Genomic DNA, 25,635 nt, shown 5'->3' on the forward strand with positions numbered 1-25,635 from the left:
TTTAAAAAAAAGAAGGTATTAAATTCATGCATATTATTCTGCAAAATAACATATCAGAAATGAAAGATATATTTAGCTATGATGAAGTATACACTGAAAGTAAATTATTCGAGTTTCTCTGTAATTATTGCATTTTGTCAAAATTTTTTTTTGGTAGATTTGATCCGAAAGATATAACTTCTGAGGATGATGATGCTTCAATAGATGGAATTGCTTTTATTATAGATGGTGAATTAATAACAACGGTCGACGATGCTGAAGTCCTTTTTAAAACACATAAGAGTAATTTGCCAGTTGACATTATATTCTCACAATCTAAATCTGGAGAGAAATTTAGAAAAGAAGAAATATCAAATTTTAAAATGGGACTTGAGGATTTTTTAAGTCTTGACCCAAAACTGCCAAATGGTGCTTTCAATTTAGAAGCTATTAAAATATTCAAAACTATATTGAATAACTTAAGAAAAGTGAGAAATAGACGTCCAAATTGTCATGTTTTCTTTTGTACTTCTGGTACTTATAAGGCTGAGCGAGAGATAAAAGGGAGCTTTGAAATTGTTAAGCGGACTATAGAGGGGCTTGATTTTTTTCATGAAATAAACATTACTCCTTTAGGTCGTGCTGAGCTATTAAAACTATACGAAAACATATCTCAGAAAAACTCTGCTAAATTAAAATTAATTGACTTCTTCGGCCTGGAAGCTATCCCGGGTATACCTCAATCTTATATTGGAGTTGTTAATGCTAAGAATTATGTTGAATCTTTGCTAAATATTGACAATGATAATAAAGAATTAAATCAAAGTGTTTTTGAAGAGAATGTTCGTTCTTATTTAGGCGGTGATAATGACGTTAATAAAGGAATTGCCGCGACGATATCATCGCAGGAAAAAAGACAATATTTTTCTGTTTTAAATAATGGGATAACTATCGTTGCTCCCGAACTAACTTTGACACCTAATACAAAGGAAGTGACTTTAACAAATTATCAGATTATTAATGGTTGCCAAACTAGTAGCACTCTTCATGCTAATCAACATATGCTAGATGAGTCTATTAACGTTGTTATTAAACTTATTGAGTCTCCTGATAATGATGTTTCAAATGATATAATTTCTGCTACTAATAGCCAAACAGATATTTCAATGGAATCCTTTTATGGGTTGAAATCTAAAGCTAAACTTGTTCAAAAATATTTTAATGCACATAACTCGAGCCAACAAAATGATAATAAAATATATTTTGAAAGAAGACAAGGTGAGTTTAAAGGTTTAGGCTATCAATCAACTAAGATATTGGATGTGCGTGAAATTGCAAGATCTTATGCTGCAATGTTTCTTAATCAGGCGCATAACTCCGCAAGGTATGTTAAAACAATATTTTCCCAGAGCGGTAATAATATTTTTAAAGAAGATGATCATGAATCATATTATTATTGCTCTGCGTTAGCGTTATATAAATATCAGACTCTTATTAATGGCAGAAGAATAAATGCGCAAAATTATATAAAGCTAAGATGGCATATTATTCAACTTTATAAACATTTTGTGCATAATAAAGTAGACTTCCCACCTGCTAACTCAAATAAATCTGAGCTTTATGCTAAAAAAATTATTGAAAGCTTAAACTCCCCCGATAAAAGATATATAAAGATTTTCGAAAAATGCCAAACTCTAATCGATAACATTCCCATTGAAAGTGAAGATGATTTTAAAACAAATAAATTTACCGCAGAGGTGCATAAAAAATTAGAAGAGGCCTTTAAGAAACAGCCAAAGGCAAAAATCAAATAAAGCATTTTTGGCGGAGATCACAGGAGTCGCATTAGGTGTTTAACTTATTGATTTAATGCCTATATTTTGTGTTTGATAAATGAGTGACCCCCATAAGTACCCCCACATGCTCTTGCTTAGTAGATGGCTGTTTGAATTATGAACGATTTAAGCTGAGTTTAAATCTTGCCCGGTGGACATCCATAGACGTTAACCAAGGTTCTTGATCTTGCTTGGTGAAACCCTTCAGGTCAATACGGAAAAGTTCAAAACGCTCCACCAGAAAATTAACGGTATCGGCCAGTGTTATACCTGCGTCGATATGCTTCTGAATGACAGTTTCATCACTCAATGGCGTATCGTTAAGTGCCAGCCCATAGTGTTGACTCAGTAGATTAGTGAGCAATGTCTGCCAGATTTCCACAGGGGACGGTTGTGACGATGCCGCCCGCGACAGGTGTGATGATAAGATTTGCATGATTTTTTCTCGATGAGATTACGAAATAAGGTATTGATAGATCTTACTGTTTGAGGGACTGACTGGGATAAATGGCTATATAGACGTAACCACAGGAACCGAGTGTATCGGCTTCACAGGTAAGCTCGTTGTGGTAGAGAGTGACACAATGCTGATGACACGGATCAAGCTCGCCGGAAATCAGCATTAGCTCCAGTTGCTTCAGCAGTACGGGAAACGCCTGGTCAAGCTGACGGGCTTCTGTCTCGCTGAACGCTCCGGCAATATCCGCCCGGTCGGTTAGGTAATGCAACCTGTGGCCTTCCTGCACCACACGAGCACCTAACTGCGGGATGACGTTGCGCTTCAGGCCCCATTTGGGCAGGGAGATATCGGTGGTTGTTCTGGTTTCTGACATTGAATGACTCCTTAAACGTTGTGATGTGGGATTAATTCAGTGTGACGCTTCGTAATACGACATACGGCCCATTGTGGTCCTGACGGCGTTCGGCAAACACTGCCAGTACGCCGCTGATGTCCTGCACCTCACGACCAGCGTAGTGGCAGATGCTGCCGCTCCAGGCGTATTTCCCGGAACAGAAGCGAAACAACCGGGATTGTGGATACTGGCGGTATATCGTCATAGCCTGTGCTTTTGAGATAATTTTCATTACAGCCAGCCCCGTTCAGCAAAGGACAATGTTTCGCCATCACCAATAATGAAATGATCCAGTACCCGTACATCCACCAGGCTCAGTGCGTTCACTATCCGGGAGGTTATTGCTCTGTCTGCTTTACTGGCATCTGTAATACCGGATGGATGGTTATGAGCTAGGATCACCGCAGCCGCGTTGTGCCGCAGGGCTGCCTTCACAATTTCGCGGGGATGGACTTCAGTATGGTTGATAGTGCCGGTGAATAAGGTTTCACAGGCCAGCAGCTGGTGCTGGTTATTCAGAAACAGAACCATAAACTCCTCCCGCGCCAGCCCGGCCATTTTCAGCCGTAACCAGTCACGGGTTTCATCCGCCGAGAGAAACGACACGCCGGGCTGGTTATTCCTGAGGGTGATACCTCATCGCGCTGGACGGGAGCCAGAGATAATACTGTATTCATAGGGGTTAACCTCAGTCAATCAGCCGCATAATGCCACGGCATTCAGGATGAGCCAGTGCATAGTCGCGCAAGTGGTAGTAGTGTTCCGTCATCACCTGACTGTCGGTACGACAGGCGTGGTGGCTCCAGGTCATCAGACAGACAGCAATGCCGGTAGCCTCCGTGCTGAGTTCAGCCTCATTGCCGTTATGCTGGTTAAATAGCAAGTAGCTCTCCAGTTCCGGTGGTGTCAGAAATGCGCCGCCATTCGACAGCGTATGGAAATCCCAGATACCGCCCTGATAGTTGGTACTCCAGAGGTCAAGCCAGGCAAACACTTGTGGCTCCAGGAATACCCACTGACGGACGCGACCAAAGCGGCGTCCCCAGAAAGCGATACGCTCCTCATCCGGGACAAGGCTGGCAGTAATAAAGGCATGGTAAGGTTGCGGCGGCTGTACCGATGCAGTCGCTGCTTCGGGTGTGGTTGTGTATTGCATGATGAAGTCTTGCTGTAAATGAATGGGTCGGATAGATGCGGGGGAAAGGAATGCGGCGTTGTCTGGCATCAGCTCAGTGCCTGCTGAAGTTCTTCGGCCATCACCCATAACGCTCTGTTGAGTTTCAGGTCGCCGTCAATGCCTTTCACGGCGCGGGTGTGGCTGCGTTTCCCCTGGGCAGAGCGTCCGGCCAGACCGCCTTTTATCAGTGATTCCTGGATGCGGTTATAGACCGTCCACAGGTCGGCGGATTCATCCTGCCAGCGGCGGGGAGCCAGAATTTGTGCTTCAGTCACCGGCTGGTGCGTTTCACCAAAACGGTAGGTCAGCGCGGCTCTGGCAAAAACCTGCTGTGCCGGAGGTGGGAGTTGCAACGACTGCATGGCCTCGCGCTTTTCCTCCACGCGGTCAAACACGCCGAGCACCTCGTAAGCACCTTCGATAACCTTCTCAATCACATCTCCCCTATGAGGTACGCGTATTTCACCAAATGACTGACCGCAGACAAGCGAATTGGTACAGACGCTTCTGAAGTACCCCGGAAGCATCTGGTACGAACTGGAACCATCGTGACTGTTGAGCAAAATAATCTCCGGCACTTGCACACCCGTGATTTGCCCGGCACGGCGCAGGCGCAGCAGATGTTTGGTGTGTTCACGTTTACCGGGGTCCCTGACTCTGGACTGGCAGGCAAAGAAGGGCTGAAACCCTTCGCGTTGCAGGTTTTCCAGCAGTGTGATGGTGGGGATGTAAGCGTATTTTTCGCTACGGGATTCGTGGCGGTCTTCACTGAACACGCTGGGGACCACCTGCATCAGTTCTTCATGGGTCAATGGACGGTCACGGCGTATCTGATTGATCCGCCCAAAGCGGCTGGCTAATTGCATGATTTATTCCTTGGTCTTGGGAACAGGGTATAAAAAAGGCCATGCTCTTTGCGGAGCAGGGCCTGATGGTGTGGGTGCGGGCAGGTAATACTTACTGTGGTCAGGCTTTATCTGGCATTCCAGCTAAGAATACGGGTTCGGTCATTACAGGTTCCTCAGAGGGCAAACAGAAAGTAAGAAACCCAGCCACCGTAGCGACTGGGCTGTGAAAAATCAGGTACGATGTTGAGTAGGACGTTGGTATTCAGTGATAAACCAACCGATCAGTAGGTATCCCTGTAAAACTGACCGTCCCTGCGATTCTGGAATGCCTGGGTCCAGCAGATATAAGGGATCGTTAATTCCACACGTGTATGATTGAGAATACTTTCGTAGGTGCAGATTTTTTGCCCCTGTTGAGTCGCGTCGTTTCTCTGACTAACCAGCGTGAAAAGGGTAAAGTCACTGACATTAGCCTGACTGGTTAACGGCAGGAATAATGAACCAGCAACAAATAATAACCCTGGCAGGGTTCTCAGATTGAATTTTTGGCGTTGCATTTTTTACAACTCCTTATTTACAGTGTCGCTGATAAATTAATAAAATTGATATATCGCGTAACAATAGTAGTCGTGTCACCCCTGGTACTGAACCGTGTGTGACGATCTATTGATGAGAGAAGGGTAAACCTTTTGAATGACAGGTTATGTCACTTGGTGAGAATTTTAATCACTTAATTGGTAGGGTTATTACCCTCATTGAATTTTGAAAAAAAAGAATATGATTCGACACATTCTTTTTCATCTTCAATTAAGTAATATATAATTTAAGTTAATTTACCTTCCTTTCTTTTATTGTATTCGGTTGTTATTAAATGTGAAAGCATGGTTTGAATGCTTACTCCATTGTTGATACATAAAACCTTCAATTTTTCTTTTGTTTTTTTGTCAAGGTATGTATTTAATGGCAATTGTTCTTTTTTACTGGCACGGTGTTTTTTTTGACTCCACGCACGATTTATGTCGGCGAGAAATAACTTCCATTTAGCTTCGCTTTCTCTCGCAACCATCAGGGAAAATAATCCATGAACAAATAAATATCGCTCTTGTGTATTCCAGGGTTTATCAATATCAATGTTCTCTGGCGTGTATCTTTTCATGGTGTAATCGCAAGCCCATTCACATTGCTCATCATTTTTATCATCCAGCCAGGATAATGGTTTTATATCATTAATAATTCTAAGGGACGTATCATGAATTGAATTTATGACTTTGTCCTTTTCTTTTCCTGATAAATATCCATAACTGAAATAGTCAGAAATGTCATAGCATCTCTCGTCATGATTTTGAGATTGTGAAGGTAAATGCATGTCTTGGTATAACGGTATTTTTTGAACTCCGTTTATAACCTGTTTTTCACGAGCACTACATTGTCGGATGTATAACCATGCAAACATACAGATTTTTTCATTATCACAAATAAATTCTATTTCATCTATTTGCGATTTATCTTTGTTAAAAGACCAAAGCATTTTTTCAATGAACCTATTTATACGAGTATCGTTTTTTTCATAGTGGCAATGAATCGCCACATTTATTTTTTTAGACCACGTGTGAAAATCATCTGAAGCTTTAGGGATCCCACTAATTCTTATATCATTCCTTTTTATATAACCAAAAAAATAAAGTAACTCATGCCAGCTTGTTACAGTAATCTGGTGTATATCATCATTCATATTCATACCTAAATTACAACGTAATTTTATGTGTCATCCATGATACTTTTTACATCATTTCTGGTGTTTTTTTTGTGGAGTTTATCACAATCATGTTACCTTCCTTCTGAAGGAACAAAACTGAGCTGCACTGCCTTTGGCATCAATCAGGCTTACTTCACTGTGAGTCTCTTGTGCCTCTCAATCGTAATCTTTCAGTCTCCCACCCGATAGCCATAAAAGCTACCGGTTCTGCCTGACAGGAAAATATCAACTTCAGAGTAAATCAGTCACCTGTCAATACTCCGCAATTCAATTACTCTGAGTGTTCATCTATAACAGTCATTGTCTGATTGGTAATATTACTAACCTTCCTTCCCCCCATTCATCCAATCCATTTAATCTACCCCATTCAGTAATCCATCAATAAACATTAAATTAATACGACCCTCTGCCAGTTTATGAAGTTCAGTAAACATCAGGAACCAGAGGGTAATATGTATACACGTAACTCCATGAACAAAAATTATCTGACAACCATGCATCGTGTTATCGATAATGCTATAGCAGAACATCCCAGAACTATGTTGATACTGGTGATCCTGCGAATGCCGTATTCCAGATTCGATGATATGCCCTGTCCATCCGTATATAATCAACGAGAAAAATTACTGTCCCGGTTTATTGATTCCCTGAAAGCCAAACTACAAGCCCATGCCAACAGAATCAAAAAAGCAGGAAAGCGTTGTCATCAAACCAGTTTGCGATATTTCTGGGTAAGAGAAACAGGTCCTGAAAGTCAGCATGAGCATTATCATGTTGGGTTATTGGTTAACAAAGATACCTTTTGTTCATTAGGTTTATTTCATTCAGAAAGAAATAATCTGGGGAGTTATATCGAAGAAGCGTGGGTCAGCGGGTTGGGGTTATCTGTGGATAATGTTGCAGATATGGGGGAATACGAAACACTGGTGCATTTTCCAGAGCATCCACTGTATTACCTGAACTATAATTCAACAGACTATGACAACGTATGGCGGGATATGACGGTGAGGCTTGAGTATTACGCTAAAGACTATTCGAAAGACTACAGTAGGCAGGTCCGTTCAATTGGATATAGCCAGCGGTAGTGGCCCAGAGGAAGAGGGGATAACTAAAAATGATTTATTACGAAGGCTGATTTAATGATGAGCAGTATCAGCAAGCATAATGACTTTCTGCGTATTGCTCTCCCTTAATACCCCGGAGAGAACTCATCATGATATCTGAAAATGCATCCCTGCTTAGTGACCAACTGGTCGACATGAAATTCATTACTACTTTTACAGGCTTGACTGATAAATGGTTTTACAAGCTGATTCAGGATGGGTTGTTTCCTAAGCCACTCAAATTGGGGAGAAGTTCGCGCTGGTTTAAAAGTGAAGTGGAGCAATGGCTGCAACAGCAAATAACACAATCACGCGGCTACCCCAGTGCACTATGCGGATGCCATTCGTTATAATGTTCGAAGTCCTCCGCAAGGTTCTTTACCGCTGTTAACCCGTCGGGCTTTGGCATGATGCTGATGTAATCGCGCTTCATCGTTTTCACGAAGCTCTCCGCCATCCCGTTGCTTTCCGGGCTACGTATACGCGTTTGGCATTGAGCACCGCCATGTCGTCAGTTTCTGATTGTCTGCGCAGCAGTGCCCATACCCACGGTGTGGTCAGACAGCAAACGAACTCACTATGCCGCGCAGGGAGTTCGCCTGCTCTGACAGTGACAGCGAGGCCGTGGAGGACTCCTCAACCAGCGCGGCGTTGCTCTGGGTGACGCCGTCCATTTCATTCACTGCAATGGTCACCTGCGAGATCCCCTGCATCTGCTCGGTTGAGGCCATTGAAATTTCTTCCATCGCCTGCTCCAGCGCGCCGACCATGCCGACCACCTTCATGATGCTCTGACCGGTGCGGTTCGCCACCGCCACGCCGCCTTCAATCAGCTCCACGGACTTCTCGATCAGCTCCTTGATTTCTTTTGCCGCCGAGGCGCTGCGCTGGGCCAGTGTTCTGACCTCACCGGCCACCACGGCAAAGCCACGTCCTTCCTCACCGGCCCGGGCGGCCTCAACGGCGGCATTACGCGCCAGGATATTGGTCTGGAAGGCAATGCCTTCGATGATGCCGGTGATATCGCGGACCTGCATCGCGCTGAGAGAAATATCTCTCATCGTCTCGGTCATATTTTTTACATCGGTTTCACCGGTTTTCGCCAACGAGACGGCTTCGCGTGCGGAAGATACCGTCTGCTGTGCACTGCTGGTGTTACTTTTTACGGTGGCTGTCAGCTGCTCCATGCTGGCAGCAGTTTCCTGCAGGGCTGCAGCCTGCTGTTCCGTACGGGAGGACAGCTCCGTGTTGCCCTGGGCAATCTCATCGGAGGCCAGTGCCACGGATTCGGCAGAATCTTTTATCTGCGATACCAGCTCACGCAGGTTATCCTGCATGGTACTCAGGGAGGCCAGTAAACTGGTTGTGTCATTGCGGCGCAGAGCTACGGCAGAGGTCAGGTCTCCTCCGGCAATGGTGGCGGCCAGCAACTGAGCAGATTCCGGTTCGTCGCCGAGCTGGCGCATTAAAGTGCGGGTGATAACGTAACCGGCCACGGCAGAAGCCACAACGGAAAATGCAGCCAGACTAAGCAACAGCATTTTGGCGCCGGAAATGGTCGAGCTGGTATCTTTCACGGCCTGGTCGACATTATGCATCTGCACTTGTGTCATATCATTCAGGGCATCCATTATCTGCTGCTGAACGGGCGCTACCGTGTTTTTCAGCACATCCGCCGCTTGCTGGGTTTGATTAATGCGACCGAGCTGATTGGCGTTATCAAAGGCATCCATCATCGGTTTTTCTAGACTGAGTATCTTTCCCATAGCTGCAACACCTTCAGGCGTTGCATTTTTTTTCATCATCGCGCCAAGGATTTTGATGTTATCAAAAAAGATTGTTTTATTCTGCTGAATGCGATTTTCCGCCTCGTTAATATCATCACTATCGGTGTAAATAATGACGTTTCTGGTGGCGATACTGAGCTCACGTAACGCTCTGCGCATGTCCACAATGGACTTATATTTTTTTAGCTGGACATTAGCCATATGGTTTATCTTCTCTTCCCGGGAGGAAAACGTCCTTATGGCAGTGATTATGCAGATTATCAGCAGCAGTATACTGAGGCTAAAGCCGATGGCCAGGCGGATTGATACCTTCATCAAATAAATCATTTCAAATAGTGTGGGTTTTATCTGGTGGGTATCGGCCAGCGGAAAGATATATTTAGAGTTAATAACTAAAAAATTTATCCGTTCTGACCAGGTTGAACTGATCCTACCCACGTAATGTGGACACGGCCCCAAGCGAGGTACTGGTTTTCAAATTGTTCCGGACTGAGACCGTCACAGGCACTATGGCGACGCCAGCGATTGTAATCGCACTCGATATAATTAAATACCGTTGTTCTCATCATTTCCCGGCTGATAAAGCGTTCGCCGTGGATACATTCCACCTTCAGCGAGTGGAAGAAGCTTTCCGCGCAGGCATTGTCGTGACAACATCCTCTGACGCTCATGCTTCCGCACAGATTGTGCCGTTTCAGCAGTGCCTGATAATCCGCTGAGCAGTACTGACCACCGCGATCAGTATGAACAATGACATTTTCAGGATGCTTGCGCCGCCACAGTGCCATCTGCAACGCATCGCAGGTCAGTTGCGCCGTCATTCGCGGTGCCATTGACCAGCCGATTACCGCTCGCGACCACAGGTCAATGACAACCGCCAGGTAAAGCCAGCCTTCATCTGTACGTAAGTAGGTGATGTCACCCGACCACTTCTGGTTCGGACTGCTGGCATAAAAGTCCTGCTTCAGTAGGTTCTCCGACACCGGCAGCCCGTGCTCCCGATAGCTGACCGGGCTGAACTTGCGGGCTGCCTTTGCCCGAAGCCCCTGACGACGCAGGTTGGCTGCTATCGTTTTGATGTTGTAGGCCGGGAGCTCATCCGCAAGTCGTGGCGCACCATACCGTTTTTTTGCCTCAGTGAATGCCCTGAGAACCGCGGCATCACAGGCCAGACGGAACTGCTGTCGCGTGTTTATCTGATGACGCCGGGGGCACCAGGCGTACCAGCCACTGCGGGCCACGCGCAACACCCGACACATGGCTTTAATGCTGAACTCAGCCTGATGCTTTTCGATAAAGACAGACTTCATTTCAGGCGCTTCGCGAAGTATGTCGCGGCCTTCTGGAGAATAGCCAGCGCCTCTGCCTGCTCCGCAAGCTGGCGTTTAAGCCGGGCATTTTCGGCAGCCAGTTCGCTTTCGCGTTCAGATGATGTCAGTTGTTGCTCTTGTTTTTTCCGCCAGCCATAGAGTTGCGATTCATACAGGTTGAGTTCGCGGGCAGCAGCAGCGACGCCAATGCGTTCAGCAAGTTTAAGGGCTTGCTGGCGGAACTCGGGAGTGTGCTGTTTACGCGGCTTTTTTACTGACGGTTACTGATTTAGTCATGTGAGCTACCTCTGGTTGAGAGTTTACTCACGTAGTCCCGTGTCCACTATTAGCGGGTAGGATCAGCGATGAGTCGCTCTCCGATGTGGACTGTACATCTTCCAATCAGGTCATTAATTTTAAAGGACAATTTGTCAATTATGATGGATTGTCCGTAGAGAGCAATTAGTCTCATGTTTACCGGGTTGTATCGGGTGCAACATTGAAGCATGAAATTTTTAAAGCAAACTGTTTTTGTGCCGATAAAGATAGAGGAAGCTCTCCATTTTCCTGTTGCTTACTGACATAACCTGTCAGTAAGTAAGATTACCATCAGGGAAAAGTTATCAAGGGAAAACGCATGAGCGGGCATGAAGTCATGGTACAGAGAATAACTGTTATTATCTCAGACCTTTATCAGTACGGTTTTGTGTCTCGCCAAAAGCTGATGGACGAATTCAAAATCAGCGAACGCACCTTGTATCGGGATCTTAACCGCCTAGGCGATCGTATTATCCATAATGGCGATGGTGTTTACAGGCTGGCACCTGCATATGCCAAACCTCAATCGCTAAAAGAACTGCAAAATCTCGTCCGTATTTTAGGGATGGAAGCGTTATTTCCCGCCAAAAAACTCGTCTCCAAGGCTGATTTAACGTCGTTAAGTATCCGTTCTCTACCGAGTGATCCTGAGGCTCAACGAGTACTTGAGAATAACTTTAGTCTGTTTGATAAAGCGATTTGCGAACACAAAATTTGCGAATTTCATTATAAAGACAAACTCCGTACCGTTGCCCCTTATAAGCTAATTAACATAAAAGGTGTCTGGTATCTCGGCGCTGTGGATAGAGGAAATGTGAAGGGTTATCAGCTCAGTAAAATTCGCTGGCTGCATCTTACTTCCGTACATTTCACGCCAGAGCAGCACATAATCCAGTACTTTGCTGAAGAAGATGATGTCTGGTTTTCTCTGAATAAGCAGAAGGTACACGTCAAAATCGCAGCCGAGGTTAGCTACTACTTTCAGCGCCGCAACTTATTACCTGCGCAGAAATTAATACAACAAGAATCAAACGGTGATTTGATTGTTCAAACTGAAATGGCGCACGAAAACCAGCTTTTCCCTCTATTACGATACTGGTTACCCAATCTCATTATTACTTCCCCGATTAGCCTGCAACAGCGTTTTCAGCAGCAGCTCAAGCAACAGATGGCTGAAATGGAAACAAAATGCAGCATGACTATTTTTGACGATATGCAACAGGAGTGAAAAATGTTACGTGGCTCAGAAAGAAAAGAAGCATTAGCTAGTCTTACCAGGGCAAAAAACCAATATGAAGCACAGGCAAAGGATACTCAGGAGGAGATCACAGCTCTCTTTTTGCTACGCCAAAAATGCAGTAAAACCCTAATTACTCGGGGTGAAAGCTTCGTCAATCGATTGGCGAATAAACCCAAGGAATTTGATAAATCCTGGAGCGAACTGAAAGCGGAAATTACTGAATTCGATAACGTTGTCGAAAAACTGGAAGAAGAATACCGAACCTCACACGTTGGAAAAGGGACGGCTGCTGCGGGAGTGGCCGTCGGAGCCGGTGTCGCAGCATTTGCCCCTACGGCAGCCTTAGCCATTGCAACGACTTTTGGTACCGCCTCAACGGGTACCGCCATTGCAACTTTAAGTGGCGCTGCGGCAACGAATGCTGCACTGGCATGGCTTGGTGGTGGTGCACTGGCCGCTGGCGGCGGAGGCATGTCCGCTGGAGGCGCATTGCTGGCGTTAGCGGGTCCAGTCGGTTGGGGAATTGGTGCCGTAGGTATTGCGGGCGGAACCTTACTGGCTCGTCGTAAGAATGGAAAAATTATTGACGAAGCTCAGCGCGAAGATCGCCAGGTTCGCGCCAAAACCAGCGAATTGAGGGTAATGGAACGCGGAGCGCAGGAACTGAAAGTGTTAACGTCGGAGCATTATCATGGCACTGAGAGCATCGTCGATGCGCTTGAAAAGACCGCGCCGCGAGACTATAGCCAGTTTAATGCGCATCAGAAAGATCAGCTAGGGGCGTTGATTAACCATATCAATGCGTTATCAAAACTGATCAATAAGAAAATTCAGTAATGAACAGTATGAATAGTCATGATGCGGTAGGCGATCAAGTTATTGGCAGTGCGGTTGATGCCCTCAATCAGGCCCGCATCAAGGATGAATTGTTTAAGTTGGCGCAGCAGGATAGCGCCTTTACTTTTGCGGGCGAACAGATGCAGAAGGTGCGTGATTTTATTGCGTCACCGAATAACATTCTGGGTTCGATGAGTACCAAGCACGGCGAGATTGCTGAACAACTTGAGGTGGGCGTGCGTAATGCACGCCAGGCGATCGATGAAGGATTGGTTGATGAGTCGGCTTTAGGTGCAACATTTAATGGGGTGGGTCGCACCGCCCCTGCGGACTACAAGATTGATGGTATTGAAGTACAGTCAAAATTTATAAATGGCATTAATAACAATCTAACTCATGTTCTGAAGCACATGGAAACCTATCCCGACTTCACAAAGGGTGAGCAGTTTTACCATATCCCGAAAGATACCTGGCAGACTATCCAGGACGTCATTGATGGGAAGCCGGTAGAGGGGTTGAGCGAAAAAACATTGCAGGCAATCAAGGATAAAGTTGCCGATATTGAAAGCTCGACGGGGCGACCATTCGCCGATGTCGTACGCCCGGGAGTCTCCGATTACAAAGACGTTCAATGGGGAAAAATTGACGAAACACTTGATAAGCATGATCAGGAATTAGGTAAGCAGAACGAGACTAAAAAAGCTGAAATTATTGAGGATCACCAGCCTTCGCTGAACGAAGCCATGCGGGCGACAGGGATGGGGGTTGCTTTCGGGGGGGCTTTTGCTCTCGGAACGGGGATATACCGCAAGTATCGTGACGGTAAAAATATTTTTTGTGGTGAGTTCGATGCACAAGACTGGCAGGACGTGGGGCTGGATACACTAAAAGGTGCAGCCATTGGAGGTGTATCCGCTGGAGCGATTTATACCCTAACCAACTATGCCTCGATGGGAGCACCATTCGCCAGCGCACTGGTCACCGCAGCCAAAGGGGTTGGAAGCCTTGCCTTATCTTATCAGCAGGGTGAAATAGATCTTGATGAGTTTGCCGATCTCGGGCTCATTGTTTGTGCCGAGTCCGCCATTGTTGGTGCAATGACCATCGCAGGCCAGGCGTTAATACCTGTTCCTGTGCTAGGGGCTGTAATTGGCTCTATCTCTGGGAAGTTCATGGTCACAGTTGCCAAAAATCTGGATAGTAAAGCCCGCCAGGCTTTGCAAGCCAGAATGAACCATTTTACCCTTCGGCTGAATGACATTGAACAGCAGGTGCTCAGGAGAATATTATCGGAATTCAAGGCATTAGGGGATCTGACAGCAGCAGCTTTCAATATTGAAAATAACCGTCAATTACTCGAAGCGAGCATTACACTAGCTCAGGCCTATGGCATACCTGAGCCTGATATAATAAAAAATCATGCTGAACTTGATTTTTTTATGAACCAATAGACTACTCTCTTTAATAGGGTTTTGTGAATATGTTTAAATTGATTTTGTTTTTTATTAAGATTTCCATAAGATTTATTAATTTTATTCTTTGGTGTGTTTTTGGCGATGCTAAAAAAAGCATAAAAATGAATGATGGTTTTCGCTCTGATGATGGTAAAAATGAAAAACAGTCTTTACAAATAACAAAAACATATGCTGGTGAATTTATAGCAGATCTTCACAGTAAAAAAACAGGTTATGATAAAGAGTTAGATGCTTATATAGATGATATTTCCAGATATGTAGAAGGATTTGAGGAAAGGATCAATAGTTATTCTCACAAAGGCGAGGGATATTGTACTGAAAGATTGAGTGCAATTCTTCATTTGTATTGCTTGAAACGCTATATAAATCCTAGGGTTATTTTTTTTCCATTCAATCATGACAATTATGAAGATATATTTGATGCCGATTATGTAAATGAATTGACTGCCTGGGAATTTAGGGGTGAGTTCGAGAAATTTAGTGAGTTATCTAAGGCTCAAAAGAAATTTTCAACTTGGGTGAATGAGTCTGATGAGGCTCTCCGTGTTTTGGGTTATATTTCAAGTAACATTAATTTTTATTTTAATTGTTCTTTGATAGGCCTTAAAAAGAACGCGCTTTGTATTGACAATAGTTCTATTTATATTACTAACGGGGCCCCTAATTATTCCAGGACCTATTGGTGTGATGTCAAGAGATTGTCTTTTGACCGAAAAAGTGGAGTTCTTACTGTTAATGGAAATGAATCAGGTATTATTATCAACTCTGCTGGAAAACAACTTTTAGAACGAGCTTGCTTCTATTTTAGAAAAATAAATGACATGCCGCAAAATAAAATAATGTCACGACTTGGCATATCTATTGATGATGCATATGAATTTAAAGAGAAATATGGTGAAGATCTTTCCAGGCTTTTCCATTAAGCATTTTTGGTGATAGGTCAAATAACTTGAGGTTTAATATTTTTCTATCTAAGAAAGAATTCAGATGTTTACATTGTGAGAAAAAATACACATTTGATCAAGCGGTTAATATCGTAAGTAAGCAAAGGTACGGAGGCATGAAATTTCATGGAAATACGAAATTTGCGAATGCAAAATCATTACAGCCAAAGATAAGTGAATGTGTTTGTCCGGAGTGTGGGAAAAAATATCTAATCGAGCGTATTAGATAAATATTGTGGCATAAGTCAATTTATAAATGACAGTAACACGGACATTTGAGTAACGTTCAGTGTTACTGTTTATGTGTAGGAATATGTGATACCGGAATGAGAAACATCTTTATTTTTTAGTTTGTATTTTCTTCGCTGACATAACATTAGCTAATAACGTCATTTTTTCATGTAATCTTGTAAATCAAAAACAGCTAAATATTGTACTGAATAACGATGTACCACAGTACATTTATGGTACTCCAGGGAAAGCTCCTGATTTGGTTATCCCTTCCATGCCGGGCGATAAAAGTAAAGTCAAATATGGTGCGCCTCCCTTTTCGAAAAGTTATGGGTATTATTACCGTTTTATCAATGGTAACTACTCATACGTGGTTTTTTCTGGAGTCGGGCAAGGGTGGAATCGTAATGACTTAACGGTATTTAAAGGCGATAAGGCAATTTTACATGTCCCCTGCATCAGCCCCACAACGTGGGATATCGACTATGACCCAGACGGTAAACTGCCTACGGATGAAATGGTAGATAGTGGCGTGTTTTCCAGCTACTAAGGTGTAAACGGACGTAGCCTGTGCTACGTCCTTTCGTTGAGTTAAAGGCTAAAACGTTGGCCTTTAATCATCAAATGTTAACATACAAGTATGGCAAATATATTCATCAAACACCTCACCATCCAGACTTCCGCCTGCCGTCGCACCGATTGCAACTCCACTTCCCATGCCCACCAGAAACCCGATCACACCACCAGTAATCGTCCCGACACCGGGAATTATTGAGCCCATCGTTGCGCCGAGTGCCGCACCCTCTGCACCTCCTGACATACCCGCAACGCCACCAGCGATCGCGCCGATACCTCCGCCTATTTTTCTACCAGTATTTCTTTTCTGCGTGTTTGTTGAACCACAATATTGGCAAATCATTTTTATTTCCTTAGAACAAATGAACAAAAAAGCCCTTCCGGTTTCCCGGAAGGGCTATAGTTGGTTTGAATGTGTGTTGTCGATACAGGCAGATTAGCCGTTTAGATATCTAAAATTATGCTTTATGCTGACTTATCAAAATTTCCCTGCAATACGTTGCCATTGCTGGCAAGTGAATCAATATAATCCGCATACCACCGCATCATTTCCCTACGTCCATCCAGATATTGAGCATGATTATATGTGCCGCGAATCGCGTTCTTATCGACATGTGCAAGCTGGGTTTCAATCCATGCTGAGTTAAAGCCTTGCTCGTGCAGAATGGTGCTCATCGTGTGGCGAAAGCCGTGTCCCGTCAGTCTGCCTTTATATCCCAGTAACTCAATAACCTGATTAACACTTTCCTTGCTGATGGGCTTGCGTGGATCGTTCCTGCCAATAAACACTAGTGGGTGATGTCTGGAGATCGGTTCAAGCTGCTTAAACAATGCAACAACTTGTTCCGATAGCGGCACAATGTGAGGTCGCTTCATCTTCATCACCTCAGCCGGGATCTCCCACAAATTCTTCTCAAAATCGATATCTTCCCAACGGGCAAAGCGAAGTTCCTGCGTGCGTACACCCGTTAACATAATAATCTGAGTTGCTGTTTTGGTGATGATGCTACCTGTATAACCCGCTAAATCATTGAGAAAGTGAGGAAGTTCATTGGCAGTAAGGAAGGGGAAATGTACCTTTTTGGGAGTAGCTAAAGCACTCGCGAGATCAGGAGCGGGGTTATAGTCCGCTCTGCCAGTGACAATCGCATAGCGAAACACTTCACCGCAACGTTGGCGAACCTTCCTCATCTTCTCCAGAGCGCCACGTTTCTCCATTTTACGTAGTGCTTCCAGTAGCTCCATTGGCTTGATTTCAGCAATAGGGCGCTTGCCAATATAGGGGAAGATATCTTTCTCGAAAGTATCGATGATTTCATCACGATAGCGTAATGACCAGCGATCAGCTTTATGCTGATGCCATTCACGAGCAACGGCCTCGAAAGTATTTTTCAGACTCATTTGCTGTGCCATTTTTTCTTCTTTCTTTACTTCGCCAGGATCACTTCCAGCAGCGAGAGTTTTTCTGGCTTCATTACGTTTCTCTCGTGCGTCGGCAAGCGTTACATCGGGGTATACGCCAATAGAAAGCATCTTTTCTTTACCAGCAAAGCGGTACTTCATACGCCAGTATTTAGAGCCATTAGCGTTAATCAGCAGATACATACCACCGCCATCAGCCAGCTTATAGGGCTTTTCTTTTGGCTTGGCGGTTTTCACTTTAACATCGGTTAGCGCCATGACATCCTCCGGCTTTTGATGAATCCATGCTCCTGAGGGGATTTCTGCCAGTAAGTAACCCGAGACCCCCAATGCACCCCTTGTATAACAAAGATGTTGTTAAAAGCCATTGTTATACATCACATTTTTACCATTGTGGGGGTGTTGATATTTTAAGGGAAAATAACACCCCCTAAAGCACCCCCAAAAACAACTCGATGCAGGTTGAAGTCGGTTGACGTCAGAATACAAGGAAAGCTCGATATATAAGGGATTAGAAGGGGATTTGTTGACTTCAGGAGAGTTTAGTAGAGGCAAATTGGCGGAAGATCACAGGAGTCGAACCTGCCCGGGGCCGCTGGCGGTCCCAACTGGATTTGAAGTCCAGCCGCCTCACCGGAGACGACGATCTTCCGCGCCTGCATTGCTACATGGAGGCGGGCGCATTATAGCTACTTTCCCGCTTTTACACACATCTATTAGCGCTTTTTTCACTGTCCCGTTTCGTTGCCACCCGCCGTTTTGGTTAAAACCCTATAGTTTCCGTAAGTTACAATCGAATCCGCCTTTTTAGCCTACCGCGATCACAGAAAACAAGAATCGTAATTTGATAACCAGAAAACGGAATACCCGCGCTGAGGGGGATGGTTTACAACGTCTGCAACCGGTCTCAGAACGTTTCCTTACCTGAAGGATAAGAAAAATGAAGAGTCAGATTATTTCTGTAAAGGAGAAGATTGGCTACGGCATGGGCGACGCCGCCAGCCATATCATCTTTGATAACGTCATGCTGTACATGATGTTTTTCTACACCGATATCTTTGGTATTCCTGCCGGCTTTGTTGGCACCATGTTCCTGCTGGCCCGCGCGCTGGACGCTATTTCCGACCCCTGCATGGGCCTGATTGCCGACCGCACCCGCAGCCGCTGGGGCAAGTTCCGCCCGTGGATTTTGTTCGGTGCCATCCCCTTCGGCATCGTCTGCGTGCTGGCCTATACCACGCCGGACCTCAGCCACAGCGGCAAGCTGGTCTATGCCGCCGTCACCTATACGCTGCTGACGCTCCTCTACACCGTAGTCAATATCCCTTACTGCGCGCTCGGCGGCGTGATCACCAATGACCCGACCCAGCGCATCTCGCTCCAGTCCTGGCGCTTTGTGCTGGCGACGGCGGGCGGCATGCTCTCTACGGTGCTGATGATGCCGCTGGTACATCTCATTGGCGGTGACAATAAGGCGCTGGGCTTCCAGGGCGGCATCGCGGTGCTCTCGGTGGTGGCGTTTCTGATGCTTGCCTTCTGCTTCTTTACCACCCGCGAGCGCATCCAGGTGCCGCCGAGCACTACGCCGATGCGTGAGGATCTGCGCGATATCTGGAACAACGACCAGTGGCGCATCGTTGGCTTCCTGACGCTGTTGAACATCCTCGCGGTCTGCGTGCGCGGCGGGGCGATGATGTACTACGTCACCTGGATCCTCGGCCAGCCGGAAGTGTTCGTCGCCTTCCTCACTACCTACTGCGTCGGCAACCTGATCGGCAGCGCGCTGGCAAAACCGCTCACCGACTGGAAGTGCAAGGTCAGCATCTTCTGGTGGACCAACGCGGCGCTGGCAGTGCTAAGCGTGGCGATGTTCTTTGTGCCGATGAGTGCCAGCCTCACCATGTTTGGTTTTATCTTCGTGATTGGCGTCCTGCACCAGCTGGTGACGCCTATCCAGTGGGTCATGATGTCCGACACCGTCGACTACGGCGAGTGGTGTAACGGCAAACGCCTGACCGGGATCAGCTTCGCTGGCACGCTGTTTGTGCTGAAGCTGGGCCTGGCCCTCGGCGGGGCGGTGATCGGCTGGGCGCTGGCGGGCGGCGGCTACGATGCGGCGGCAAAAGCGCAGAACGGCACCACGATCACCATCATTATTGCCCTCTTTACTCTCGTGCCGGCGGTCTGCTATCTGCTGAGCGCCATTATTGCTAAACGCTTCTACACCCTGAAGACCCCTTTCCTGACCGCCATGATGCAGCAGCTCGCCGTGGGCGCACGCCGCAATCAGCAGGCGTTTGACCAGGAATCGATCGGCAAAGAATTAACGCATTAAAAGGAACAGAGCATGAAAATCAGTGATGGAAACTGGCTTATTCAACCCGGCCTTAACGTGATCTCTCCGGTGCAGTTCTTTGATGTCGAGCAGCAGGGCAGCGAGCTGCTGATCCACGCCGCCCCGCGTGACATACGCGAGCGGACGTGGCAGCTGGATACGCCTCTTTTTACCCTGCGCCTCTTCTCGCCACAGGAGGGTGTGATCGGCGTGCGGATGGAGCACTTTCAGGGCGCACTGGATAACGGTCCGCACTACCCGCTGAATGTGCAAAAAGGCGTCGAGGTCGAGCTGCAAAATGGCGAGACGTTCGCATCCCTGACCTCCGGCAACCTCACCGCACGGGTGACCAAGGGCGAGACGTGGTCGCTCGATTTTCTGCGCAACGGTGTGCGGATCACCGGCAGCCAGCTGAAGAACAGCGGCTACGTGCAGGATGCGCACCATAGTAAAAACTACCTGTTCGAGCGGCTGGATCTCGGCGTCGGGGAAGCGGTCTACGGCCTGGGCGAGCGCTTTACCGCTCTGGTGCGTAACGGCCAGACGGTGGAGACCTGGAACCGTGACGGCGGCACCAGCACCGAGCAGGCGTACAAGAATATCCCGTTCTACCTCACCAATCGTGGCTACGGCGTGCTGGTGAACCATCCCGAGTGCGTCTCGTTTGAGGTGGGATCGGAGAAGGTGTCGAAGGTACAGTTCAGCGTTGAGGGTGAGCATCTCGAATACTTCGTGATCGACGGCCCGACGCCGAAGGATGTCCTTAACCGCTACACGCAGCTCACCGGTCGCCCGGCGCTGCCGCCCGCGTGGTCGTTTGGGCTGTGGCTCACCACCTCGTTTACCACCAACTACGATGAGGCCACGGTAAACAGCTTTATTGACGGCATGGCCGAGCGCAATTTGCCTCTGCACGTCTTCCACTTCGACTGCTTCTGGATGAAAGCATTCCAGTGGTGCGATTTTGAGTGGGACCCGGTGACCTTCCCGGATCCAGAGGGGATGATCCGCCGCCTGAAGGCGAAGGGGCTGAAAATCTGCGTCTGGATCAACCCCTACATCGGCCAGAAGTCGCCGCGCTTTAAGGAGCTGAAGGAGAAGGGCTACCTGCTTAAACGCCCGGACGGCTCGCTCTGGCAGTGGGACAAGTGGCAGCCGGGGCTGGCCATCTATGACTTTACCAATCCCGAAGCCTGCCGCTGGTACGCCGACGAGCTGAAGAAGCTGGTGGCGATCGGCGTCGACTGCTTCAAGACCGACTTTGGCGAGCGCATCCCTACCGACGTTCAGTGGTTCGACGGCGCCGATCCGCAGAAGATGCACAACCACTATGCCTATATCTACAACGAGCTGGTGTGGAACGTGTTGAAAGAGACGGTGGGCGAGCGCGAGGCGGTGCTGTTTGCCCGCTCGGCCTCGGTGGGGGCGCAGCAGTTCCCGGTGCACTGGGGCGGCGACTGCTACGCCAATTATGAGTCGATGGCGGAGAGCCTGCGCGGCGGGCTGTCGATTGGTCTCTCCGGGTTTGGTTTCTGGAGCCATGATATCGGCGGCTTCGAGAATACCGCCCCGGCGCATGTCTATAAGCGCTGGTGCGCGTTCGGGCTGCTCTCCAGCCACAGCCGCCTGCACGGCAGCAAATCCTACCGCGTACCCTGGGCCTATGACGACGAGTCCTGCGACGTGGTGCGCCACTTTACACAGCTGAAGTGCCGCATGATGCCCTATATCTATCGCCAGGCGGCACTGGCTCGTGAGCAGGGTACCCCAATGCTGCGGGCGATGATGCTGGAATTCCCGGACGATCCGGCCTGCGACTACCTTGACCGCCAGTATATGCTTGGCGACGCCGTGCTGGTTGCGCCGGTCTTCTCCGAGGCGGGTGATGTACAGTTCTACCTGCCGGAAGGGCGCTGGACGCATCTCTGGCGCAACGATGAGCTAAAGGGTAGCCGCTGGTACAAACAGCAGCATGACTTTATGAGCCTGCCGGTCTATGTGCGCAACAATACGCTGCTGGCGCTGGGAAGCAACGACCAGCGGCCGGACTATGCGTGGCATGAGGGAACCGCCTTTCAGCTCTTTGCCCTTGAGGATGGTCACGAGGCTACCTGCGGGGTGCCGGGTGACGACGGCGCGGTAATGTTTACCCTGAAGGCGAAGCGCGAGGGTAATACGCTGCGCGTAGTGGGTTCCGGCGAGGCGCAGGATTGGACGCTCTGCCTGCGAAACGTGCAGACGATTGGCGACGTGCAAGGCGGCACATCCGCTGGCAGCGAGTGGGGTGTGGTCGTGACCGCCAAAGGGAATACGCTCGCGATCGAGCTCTAGACCCGGCAAGCGTAGCGCCACCGGGCGATGTGTTTACTGCACGACTTCGCCGTTGCGCATCGTCTGGGTGAGCTGCTGTTTCATCACGTCGATCACCTTCAGCTCGCCGTTCACCGTTGGCTTCAGCGGTGCCTCGGCGTTAACCCTGCCGGTGGCGGTGAGCTGGATATTACCGCCGCCGGAGAGGGGCAGAGCAGGCCAGCCCCACTGCTGCAATATGCTGAGGGGAATGCCGCGCCCGTTGAGGTTAACGCTGACCTGCCGCTCCGGCCCTTGAGATACGGTAGCGGTCCCTTCCAGCAGGCCCTGGCCGGTAAAGGCACTCAGCTCGCTGATGTTGACCGTGCTGCGGTCGGCAGCCAGCGCTAGCGAAGGGCGGCGAACGTCAACACGGTTAAAGGTTGCGGCGGCGGCGTTGAGCTTGGCGCTGCCGCCCCATATCCCCCACTGGCGATCCCGCGCCAGCTGCAAATTTGCACCGTAACCATCCAGAGCGGTGATCTGCCACGGAAATGCAGGATCGATATCGATCACCAGGTTACGGCTGGCGCTAAACCTTTTCAGCGTAACGCTGTTCAGCCAGCCCGGGAGTTGATCCATCCACAGCTGTTTCCAGTTAGCGGGCAGGGTATATTCCAGACCCGCCAGCGCCGTATCGTCCAACACCAGCGCTTTGCCATCCCGCAGCCAGTTGCCCGAGGTTCGCACCATGCCACCCTCCCAGCGGGAGGTGAACTGACGCAGCGCGATGCCCTGCGGGGAAAATTCGGCGTTAAAAATCGGATCGAAGAGGTGCAGCGAGCCAAAAATGAACTCGCTGGCGTTCATCGAGAGTCGGCCATCCTCGCTCTGCCAGTCGCCCTTTGTCAGGGTCAGAGCGCGGGCGCTGAGGTCGAGATCGGTCACCGCCCAGTCTGGCCCCTGCAGGCGAGCATCGGTCACCTCAAGACGGCCAATCTGTAGTGAGGGCAGGGTAGTCAGCGGGGCAAAAAAATCGGTCAGGGATTTATCGCTCTGGAGGCGTATGTCGTTCAGGCGCAGGCTGTCGACAATCCAGCCCCCGTCGGCGGTGCGGCGCGCTGTGCCGGTTAGCGATCCGCGCGCCATATCCGCGCCAATGGTGCTCAGGGTCACGTCGCTGTTATCGATACTGCCCTGAATCAGCACGTTGCTGACGGGGACGCCGTTTAGCGTCATCGAGCCGGCGCTGAACTGGATCTGCGCTTTGCTGCCCATCACGTTACCCGCTATCGGCTCCCAGGGCGTGATACCGCCGGTTACCCGCTGGGCGCTCAGATCCCAGCCGGTGGCCGGGCTGTTAAACGCCATATCGCTCAGCAGCAGGCGGTCGGCCTTGAGCGGCAGCGGCGCGGTGGCGGGCGAGAGATTAAGCGTTCCATCCTGGAGCAAAATAGTGTCCGCGTGCAGCGGATCGGTGAGCTGGCGGCTGCTAAAACCGATGTCCACGCTCTTCGCTTCCAGCGTCGCGGGTTGACCTTTGCGGCCAAAGTTGACGTTCTTGAGCAGCAGATGGGAAGGTGAAGAGAAGCGGTGATCGGCGGCGTCAAAGGCGAGGTGATAGTCGGTATTGCTACTGACCCACTTGCCAACCTGCGTTGCACCCCAGCGCGTCTGGACCAGAAAATAGCAGGCCACAATCGCCAGCAGCAGGGCGATCGCAATGTAGAGCAGCATTTTTCCAATCAGTTTCATGGTCTTCCTTCCCGATGAGCATACAAGGAGTTTATGCACGATTTGTGCACAATGCTCAAGGAAGGAATGGTGAGACAGTGTTACGGCGGCAGCGGGTGAATACCGCTGCCGCGATAGGGACTAGTTCTTCTCTGGCGGGAAGACGAGGTTCAGCACGATAGCGGTGATACCGCCCGCAGCGATGCCGGAGGAGAGCAGGTTTTTCAGCCAGTCCGGCGCAAACTGCAGGATCAGCGGCTGCTGGGAGACGCCGAGGCCCACCGCCAGCGAGAGGGCGATAATCATAATCGCGCGGCGGTTCAGCGGCTCTCGGGAGACGATACGCACCCCGGAGGCGGCGATGGTACCGAACATCACCAGCGTTGCACCGCCGAGCACCGGCTCAGGAATATGCTGTACGAAGCCACTCACTGCCGGGAAGAGGCCGAGCACGATCAGCATCAGCGCCACGATAAAGCCTACGTAGCGGCTTGCAACGCCGGTCAACTGGATCACGCCGTTGTTCTGACCGAAGCAGGAGTTCGGGAAGGTGTTGAACACCGCTGAGACAAAGGAGTTCAGGCCGTTTGCCAGCACGCCGCCCTTCAGACGCTTCATATAGAGCGGACCGGAGACCGGCTGCTCCGAGACGTCGGATGTCGCGGTGATGTCGCCGATGGTCTCAAGGGAGGTGATCATAAACACCAGCATCAGCGGCAGGAGCAGGCTCCAGTCAATGCCCAGGCCGTAGTAGAGCGGAGTCGGGATCATGATCAGGTCGCTGCTGGTTGGGGCGCTATTCTGCGGCAGCATGCCCATCCACCACGCCAGCAGGTAGCCTACCGCCATCGCGATCACCAGTGAGGCTACGCGCAGGTAGGGGTTACGCTGGCGGTTCAGCAGGATGATCACGGCCAGCACCACGCCTGCCAGCAGCAGGTTTTTCGGTGCGCCGAAGGTGTGATCCGCCATCGCGCCGTAGCCGCCGCCGATAGAAGTCAGGCCAACCTGAATCAGCGACAGGCCGATAATCATTACCACCACGCCGGAGACCAGCGGAGTGATCACCCGGCGAGCAAGGTGCAGCACGCGGGAGATGACCATCTCGGTGCAGCTTGCCAGCATCAGGGTGCCGAACAGCGCCGCCATCATCGTTGGCACGTCCGCGCCGCCGGTTTTCAGCGCCGTGCCGCCCATAATCAGCGGGGCAACGAAGTTAAAGCTGGTGCCCTGAATGGAGAGCAGACCTGAACCCACCGGACCCCAGGCTTTAATCTGGATAATCGAGGCCACGCCCGAGGCGAACAGCGACATGCTGATGATGTGCTGCGTATCCTGCGCGGGCAGGCCCAGCGCCTGGCAGATCAGCAGTGCCGGAGTGATGACCGCAACAAACATCGCCAGCAGGTGCTGGCAGGCGGCGAAAAGGGTGTGCGCCAGCGGCGGGCGATCTTCCAGACGATAGATCAGTTCGCTGTTGTGTGGCTGCGCAACCGGTTGCGCATCTTTAGACTCGAGGGTGTTAACGGACATCTCAGGCAATTCCACGGTGGAAAAGCGGGCATTTTAGCTGAGCAACTCATAA

21 protein-coding genes, 1 tRNA gene and 3 pseudogenes are annotated in these 25,635 nt (G+C 49.0%); 9 read left to right on the top strand and 16 right to left on the bottom strand.

The features are described from left to right. The first annotated feature begins 26 nt into the window (after positions 1-26). Positions 27-1,793, top strand: coding sequence for an AIPR family protein (locus RTX96_RS05335; protein WP_312670416.1), 1,767 nt, complete (start codon positions 27-29; stop codon positions 1,791-1,793). A gap of 136 nt (positions 1,794-1,929) precedes the next feature. Here the strand turns inward: RTX96_RS05335 and RTX96_RS05340 are convergent, their stop codons facing one another. From RTX96_RS05340 to RTX96_RS05375, 8 genes and pseudogenes are all read right to left on the bottom strand, one after another. Beyond that, a complete protein-coding gene (locus RTX96_RS05340; RefSeq protein WP_312670418.1) occupies positions 1,930-2,250 on the bottom strand; it encodes a TA system toxin CbtA family protein in 321 nt (106 codons plus the stop codon). A gap of 43 nt (positions 2,251-2,293) precedes the next feature. Next, positions 2,294-2,647 carry a type IV toxin-antitoxin system YeeU family antitoxin gene (locus RTX96_RS05345; RefSeq protein WP_312670420.1) on the bottom strand — a complete coding sequence of 118 codons (354 nt, stop codon included), beginning with the start codon at positions 2,645-2,647 and terminating at the stop codon, positions 2,294-2,296. 31 nt (positions 2,648-2,678) lie between these two features. Continuing rightward, on the bottom strand, positions 2,679-2,900 hold the full coding sequence (locus tag RTX96_RS05350) for a DUF987 domain-containing protein (protein WP_312670423.1): 222 nt from the start codon (positions 2,898-2,900) through the stop codon (positions 2,679-2,681). Beyond that, a pseudogene (radC, locus tag RTX96_RS05355) lies at positions 2,900-3,283 on the bottom strand (RadC family protein); the annotation flags it as partial. The pseudogene radC and the gene RTX96_RS05350, both read right to left, overlap by 1 nt. 73 nt (positions 3,284-3,356) lie before the next feature. Continuing rightward, complete coding sequence (locus RTX96_RS05360) at positions 3,357-3,824, bottom strand: antirestriction protein (protein ID WP_312670425.1); 468 nt, start codon at positions 3,822-3,824, stop codon at positions 3,357-3,359. 68 nt (positions 3,825-3,892) lie between these two features. After that, positions 3,893-4,714 carry a DUF932 domain-containing protein gene (locus RTX96_RS05365; RefSeq protein WP_213382631.1) on the bottom strand — a complete coding sequence of 274 codons (822 nt, stop codon included), beginning with the start codon at positions 4,712-4,714 and terminating at the stop codon, positions 3,893-3,895. A gap of 260 nt (positions 4,715-4,974) precedes the next feature. Then, a complete protein-coding gene (locus RTX96_RS05370; protein ID WP_078309505.1) occupies positions 4,975-5,250 on the bottom strand; it encodes a hypothetical protein in 276 nt (91 codons plus the stop codon). Positions 5,251-5,516: 266 nt separating this feature from the next. Continuing rightward, complete coding sequence (locus RTX96_RS05375) at positions 5,517-6,425, bottom strand: hypothetical protein (protein ID WP_312670426.1); 909 nt, start codon at positions 6,423-6,425, stop codon at positions 5,517-5,519. Between the two features lie 476 nt (positions 6,426-6,901). Between RTX96_RS05375 and RTX96_RS05380 the strand changes: the two genes are divergently transcribed. Together RTX96_RS05380 and RTX96_RS05385 are read left to right on the top strand one after the other, a co-directional pair. Next, a complete protein-coding gene (locus tag RTX96_RS05380) occupies positions 6,902-7,534 on the top strand; it encodes an inovirus Gp2 family protein (protein WP_312670427.1) in 633 nt (210 codons plus the stop codon). A 128-nt stretch (positions 7,535-7,662) separates the two neighbouring features. Continuing rightward, positions 7,663-7,905: an AlpA family transcriptional regulator gene (locus RTX96_RS05385; RefSeq protein ID WP_213382622.1), complete on the top strand. Its 243-nt coding sequence runs from the start codon at positions 7,663-7,665 to the stop codon at positions 7,903-7,905. On the opposite strand, the pseudogene RTX96_RS05390 reads toward RTX96_RS05385, so the two are convergent. The 3 genes and pseudogenes from RTX96_RS05390 to RTX96_RS05400 form a co-directional block, all read right to left on the bottom strand. Continuing rightward, positions 7,869-8,039 (bottom strand): annotated as a pseudogene (locus RTX96_RS05390) (integrase core domain-containing protein); the annotation flags it as partial. The gene RTX96_RS05385 and the pseudogene RTX96_RS05390 overlap by 37 nt on opposite strands. 70 nt (positions 8,040-8,109) lie before the next feature. Then, complete coding sequence (locus tag RTX96_RS05395) at positions 8,110-9,654, bottom strand: methyl-accepting chemotaxis protein (protein ID WP_312670614.1); 1,545 nt, start codon at positions 9,652-9,654, stop codon at positions 8,110-8,112. 86 nt (positions 9,655-9,740) lie between these two features. Then, positions 9,741-10,946 (bottom strand): annotated as a pseudogene (locus RTX96_RS05400) (IS3 family transposase). A 340-nt stretch (positions 10,947-11,286) separates the two neighbouring features. Between RTX96_RS05400 and RTX96_RS05405 the strand changes: the two are divergent. The 4 genes from RTX96_RS05405 to RTX96_RS05420 are packed head-to-tail and all read left to right on the top strand — an operon-like array spanning position 11,287 to position 15,442. After that, positions 11,287-12,195, top strand: a complete 909-nt coding sequence (locus RTX96_RS05405) for a WYL domain-containing protein (protein ID WP_312670428.1) — start codon at positions 11,287-11,289, stop codon at positions 12,193-12,195. A 3-nt stretch (positions 12,196-12,198) separates the two neighbouring features. Further along, entirely contained in the window at positions 12,199-13,044 is an 846-nt protein-coding gene (locus RTX96_RS05410) for a hypothetical protein (RefSeq protein ID WP_312670429.1), read from the top strand. Then, positions 13,044-14,495: a hypothetical protein gene (locus RTX96_RS05415; RefSeq protein WP_312670430.1), complete on the top strand. Its 1,452-nt coding sequence runs from the start codon at positions 13,044-13,046 to the stop codon at positions 14,493-14,495. The genes RTX96_RS05410 and RTX96_RS05415 overlap by 1 nt, the downstream gene beginning before the upstream one ends. 29 nt (positions 14,496-14,524) lie before the next feature. Then, positions 14,525-15,442: a hypothetical protein gene (locus tag RTX96_RS05420; protein ID WP_312670431.1), complete on the top strand. Its 918-nt coding sequence runs from the start codon at positions 14,525-14,527 to the stop codon at positions 15,440-15,442. A gap of 865 nt (positions 15,443-16,307) precedes the next feature. On the opposite strand, the gene RTX96_RS05425 is transcribed toward RTX96_RS05420, so the two are convergent. The 3 genes from RTX96_RS05425 to RTX96_RS05435 all read right to left on the bottom strand — a co-directional run bounded on the left by RTX96_RS05425 (position 16,308) and on the right by RTX96_RS05435 (position 18,344). Further along, positions 16,308-16,613, bottom strand: a complete 306-nt coding sequence (locus RTX96_RS05425; RefSeq protein WP_312670432.1) for a hypothetical protein — start codon at positions 16,611-16,613, stop codon at positions 16,308-16,310. Positions 16,614-16,735: 122 nt separating this feature from the next. Continuing rightward, positions 16,736-17,950, bottom strand: coding sequence for a phage integrase central domain-containing protein (locus RTX96_RS05430; protein ID WP_312670433.1), 1,215 nt, complete (start codon positions 17,948-17,950; stop codon positions 16,736-16,738). 299 nt (positions 17,951-18,249) lie between these two features. Then, positions 18,250-18,344: transfer RNA gene (locus RTX96_RS05435), tRNA-Sec, on the bottom strand. A gap of 288 nt (positions 18,345-18,632) precedes the next feature. Here RTX96_RS05435 and RTX96_RS05440 point away from each other — a divergent pair. Together RTX96_RS05440 and yicI are read left to right on the top strand one after the other, a co-directional pair. Further along, positions 18,633-20,027: a glycoside-pentoside-hexuronide family transporter gene (locus tag RTX96_RS05440; RefSeq protein WP_312670434.1), complete on the top strand. Its 1,395-nt coding sequence runs from the start codon at positions 18,633-18,635 to the stop codon at positions 20,025-20,027. Positions 20,028-20,039: 12 nt separating this feature from the next. Beyond that, complete coding sequence (gene yicI / locus RTX96_RS05445) at positions 20,040-22,358, top strand: alpha-xylosidase (protein WP_312670435.1); 2,319 nt, start codon at positions 20,040-20,042, stop codon at positions 22,356-22,358. A gap of 33 nt (positions 22,359-22,391) precedes the next feature. Here yicI and RTX96_RS05450 read toward each other — a convergent pair whose 3' ends face one another. Together RTX96_RS05450 and RTX96_RS05455 are read right to left on the bottom strand one after the other, a co-directional pair. Next, complete coding sequence (locus tag RTX96_RS05450; RefSeq protein ID WP_312670436.1) at positions 22,392-24,071, bottom strand: AsmA family protein; 1,680 nt, start codon at positions 24,069-24,071, stop codon at positions 22,392-22,394. Positions 24,072-24,191: 120 nt separating this feature from the next. Then, entirely contained in the window at positions 24,192-25,583 is a 1,392-nt protein-coding gene (locus RTX96_RS05455; protein ID WP_312670437.1) for an NCS2 family protein, read from the bottom strand. Between the last annotated feature and the right edge of the window lie 52 nt (positions 25,584-25,635).

The sequence above is a fragment of the Pseudescherichia sp. genome (assembly GCF_032052675.1).
Lineage (GTDB): Bacteria > Pseudomonadota > Gammaproteobacteria > Enterobacterales > Enterobacteriaceae > Pseudescherichia.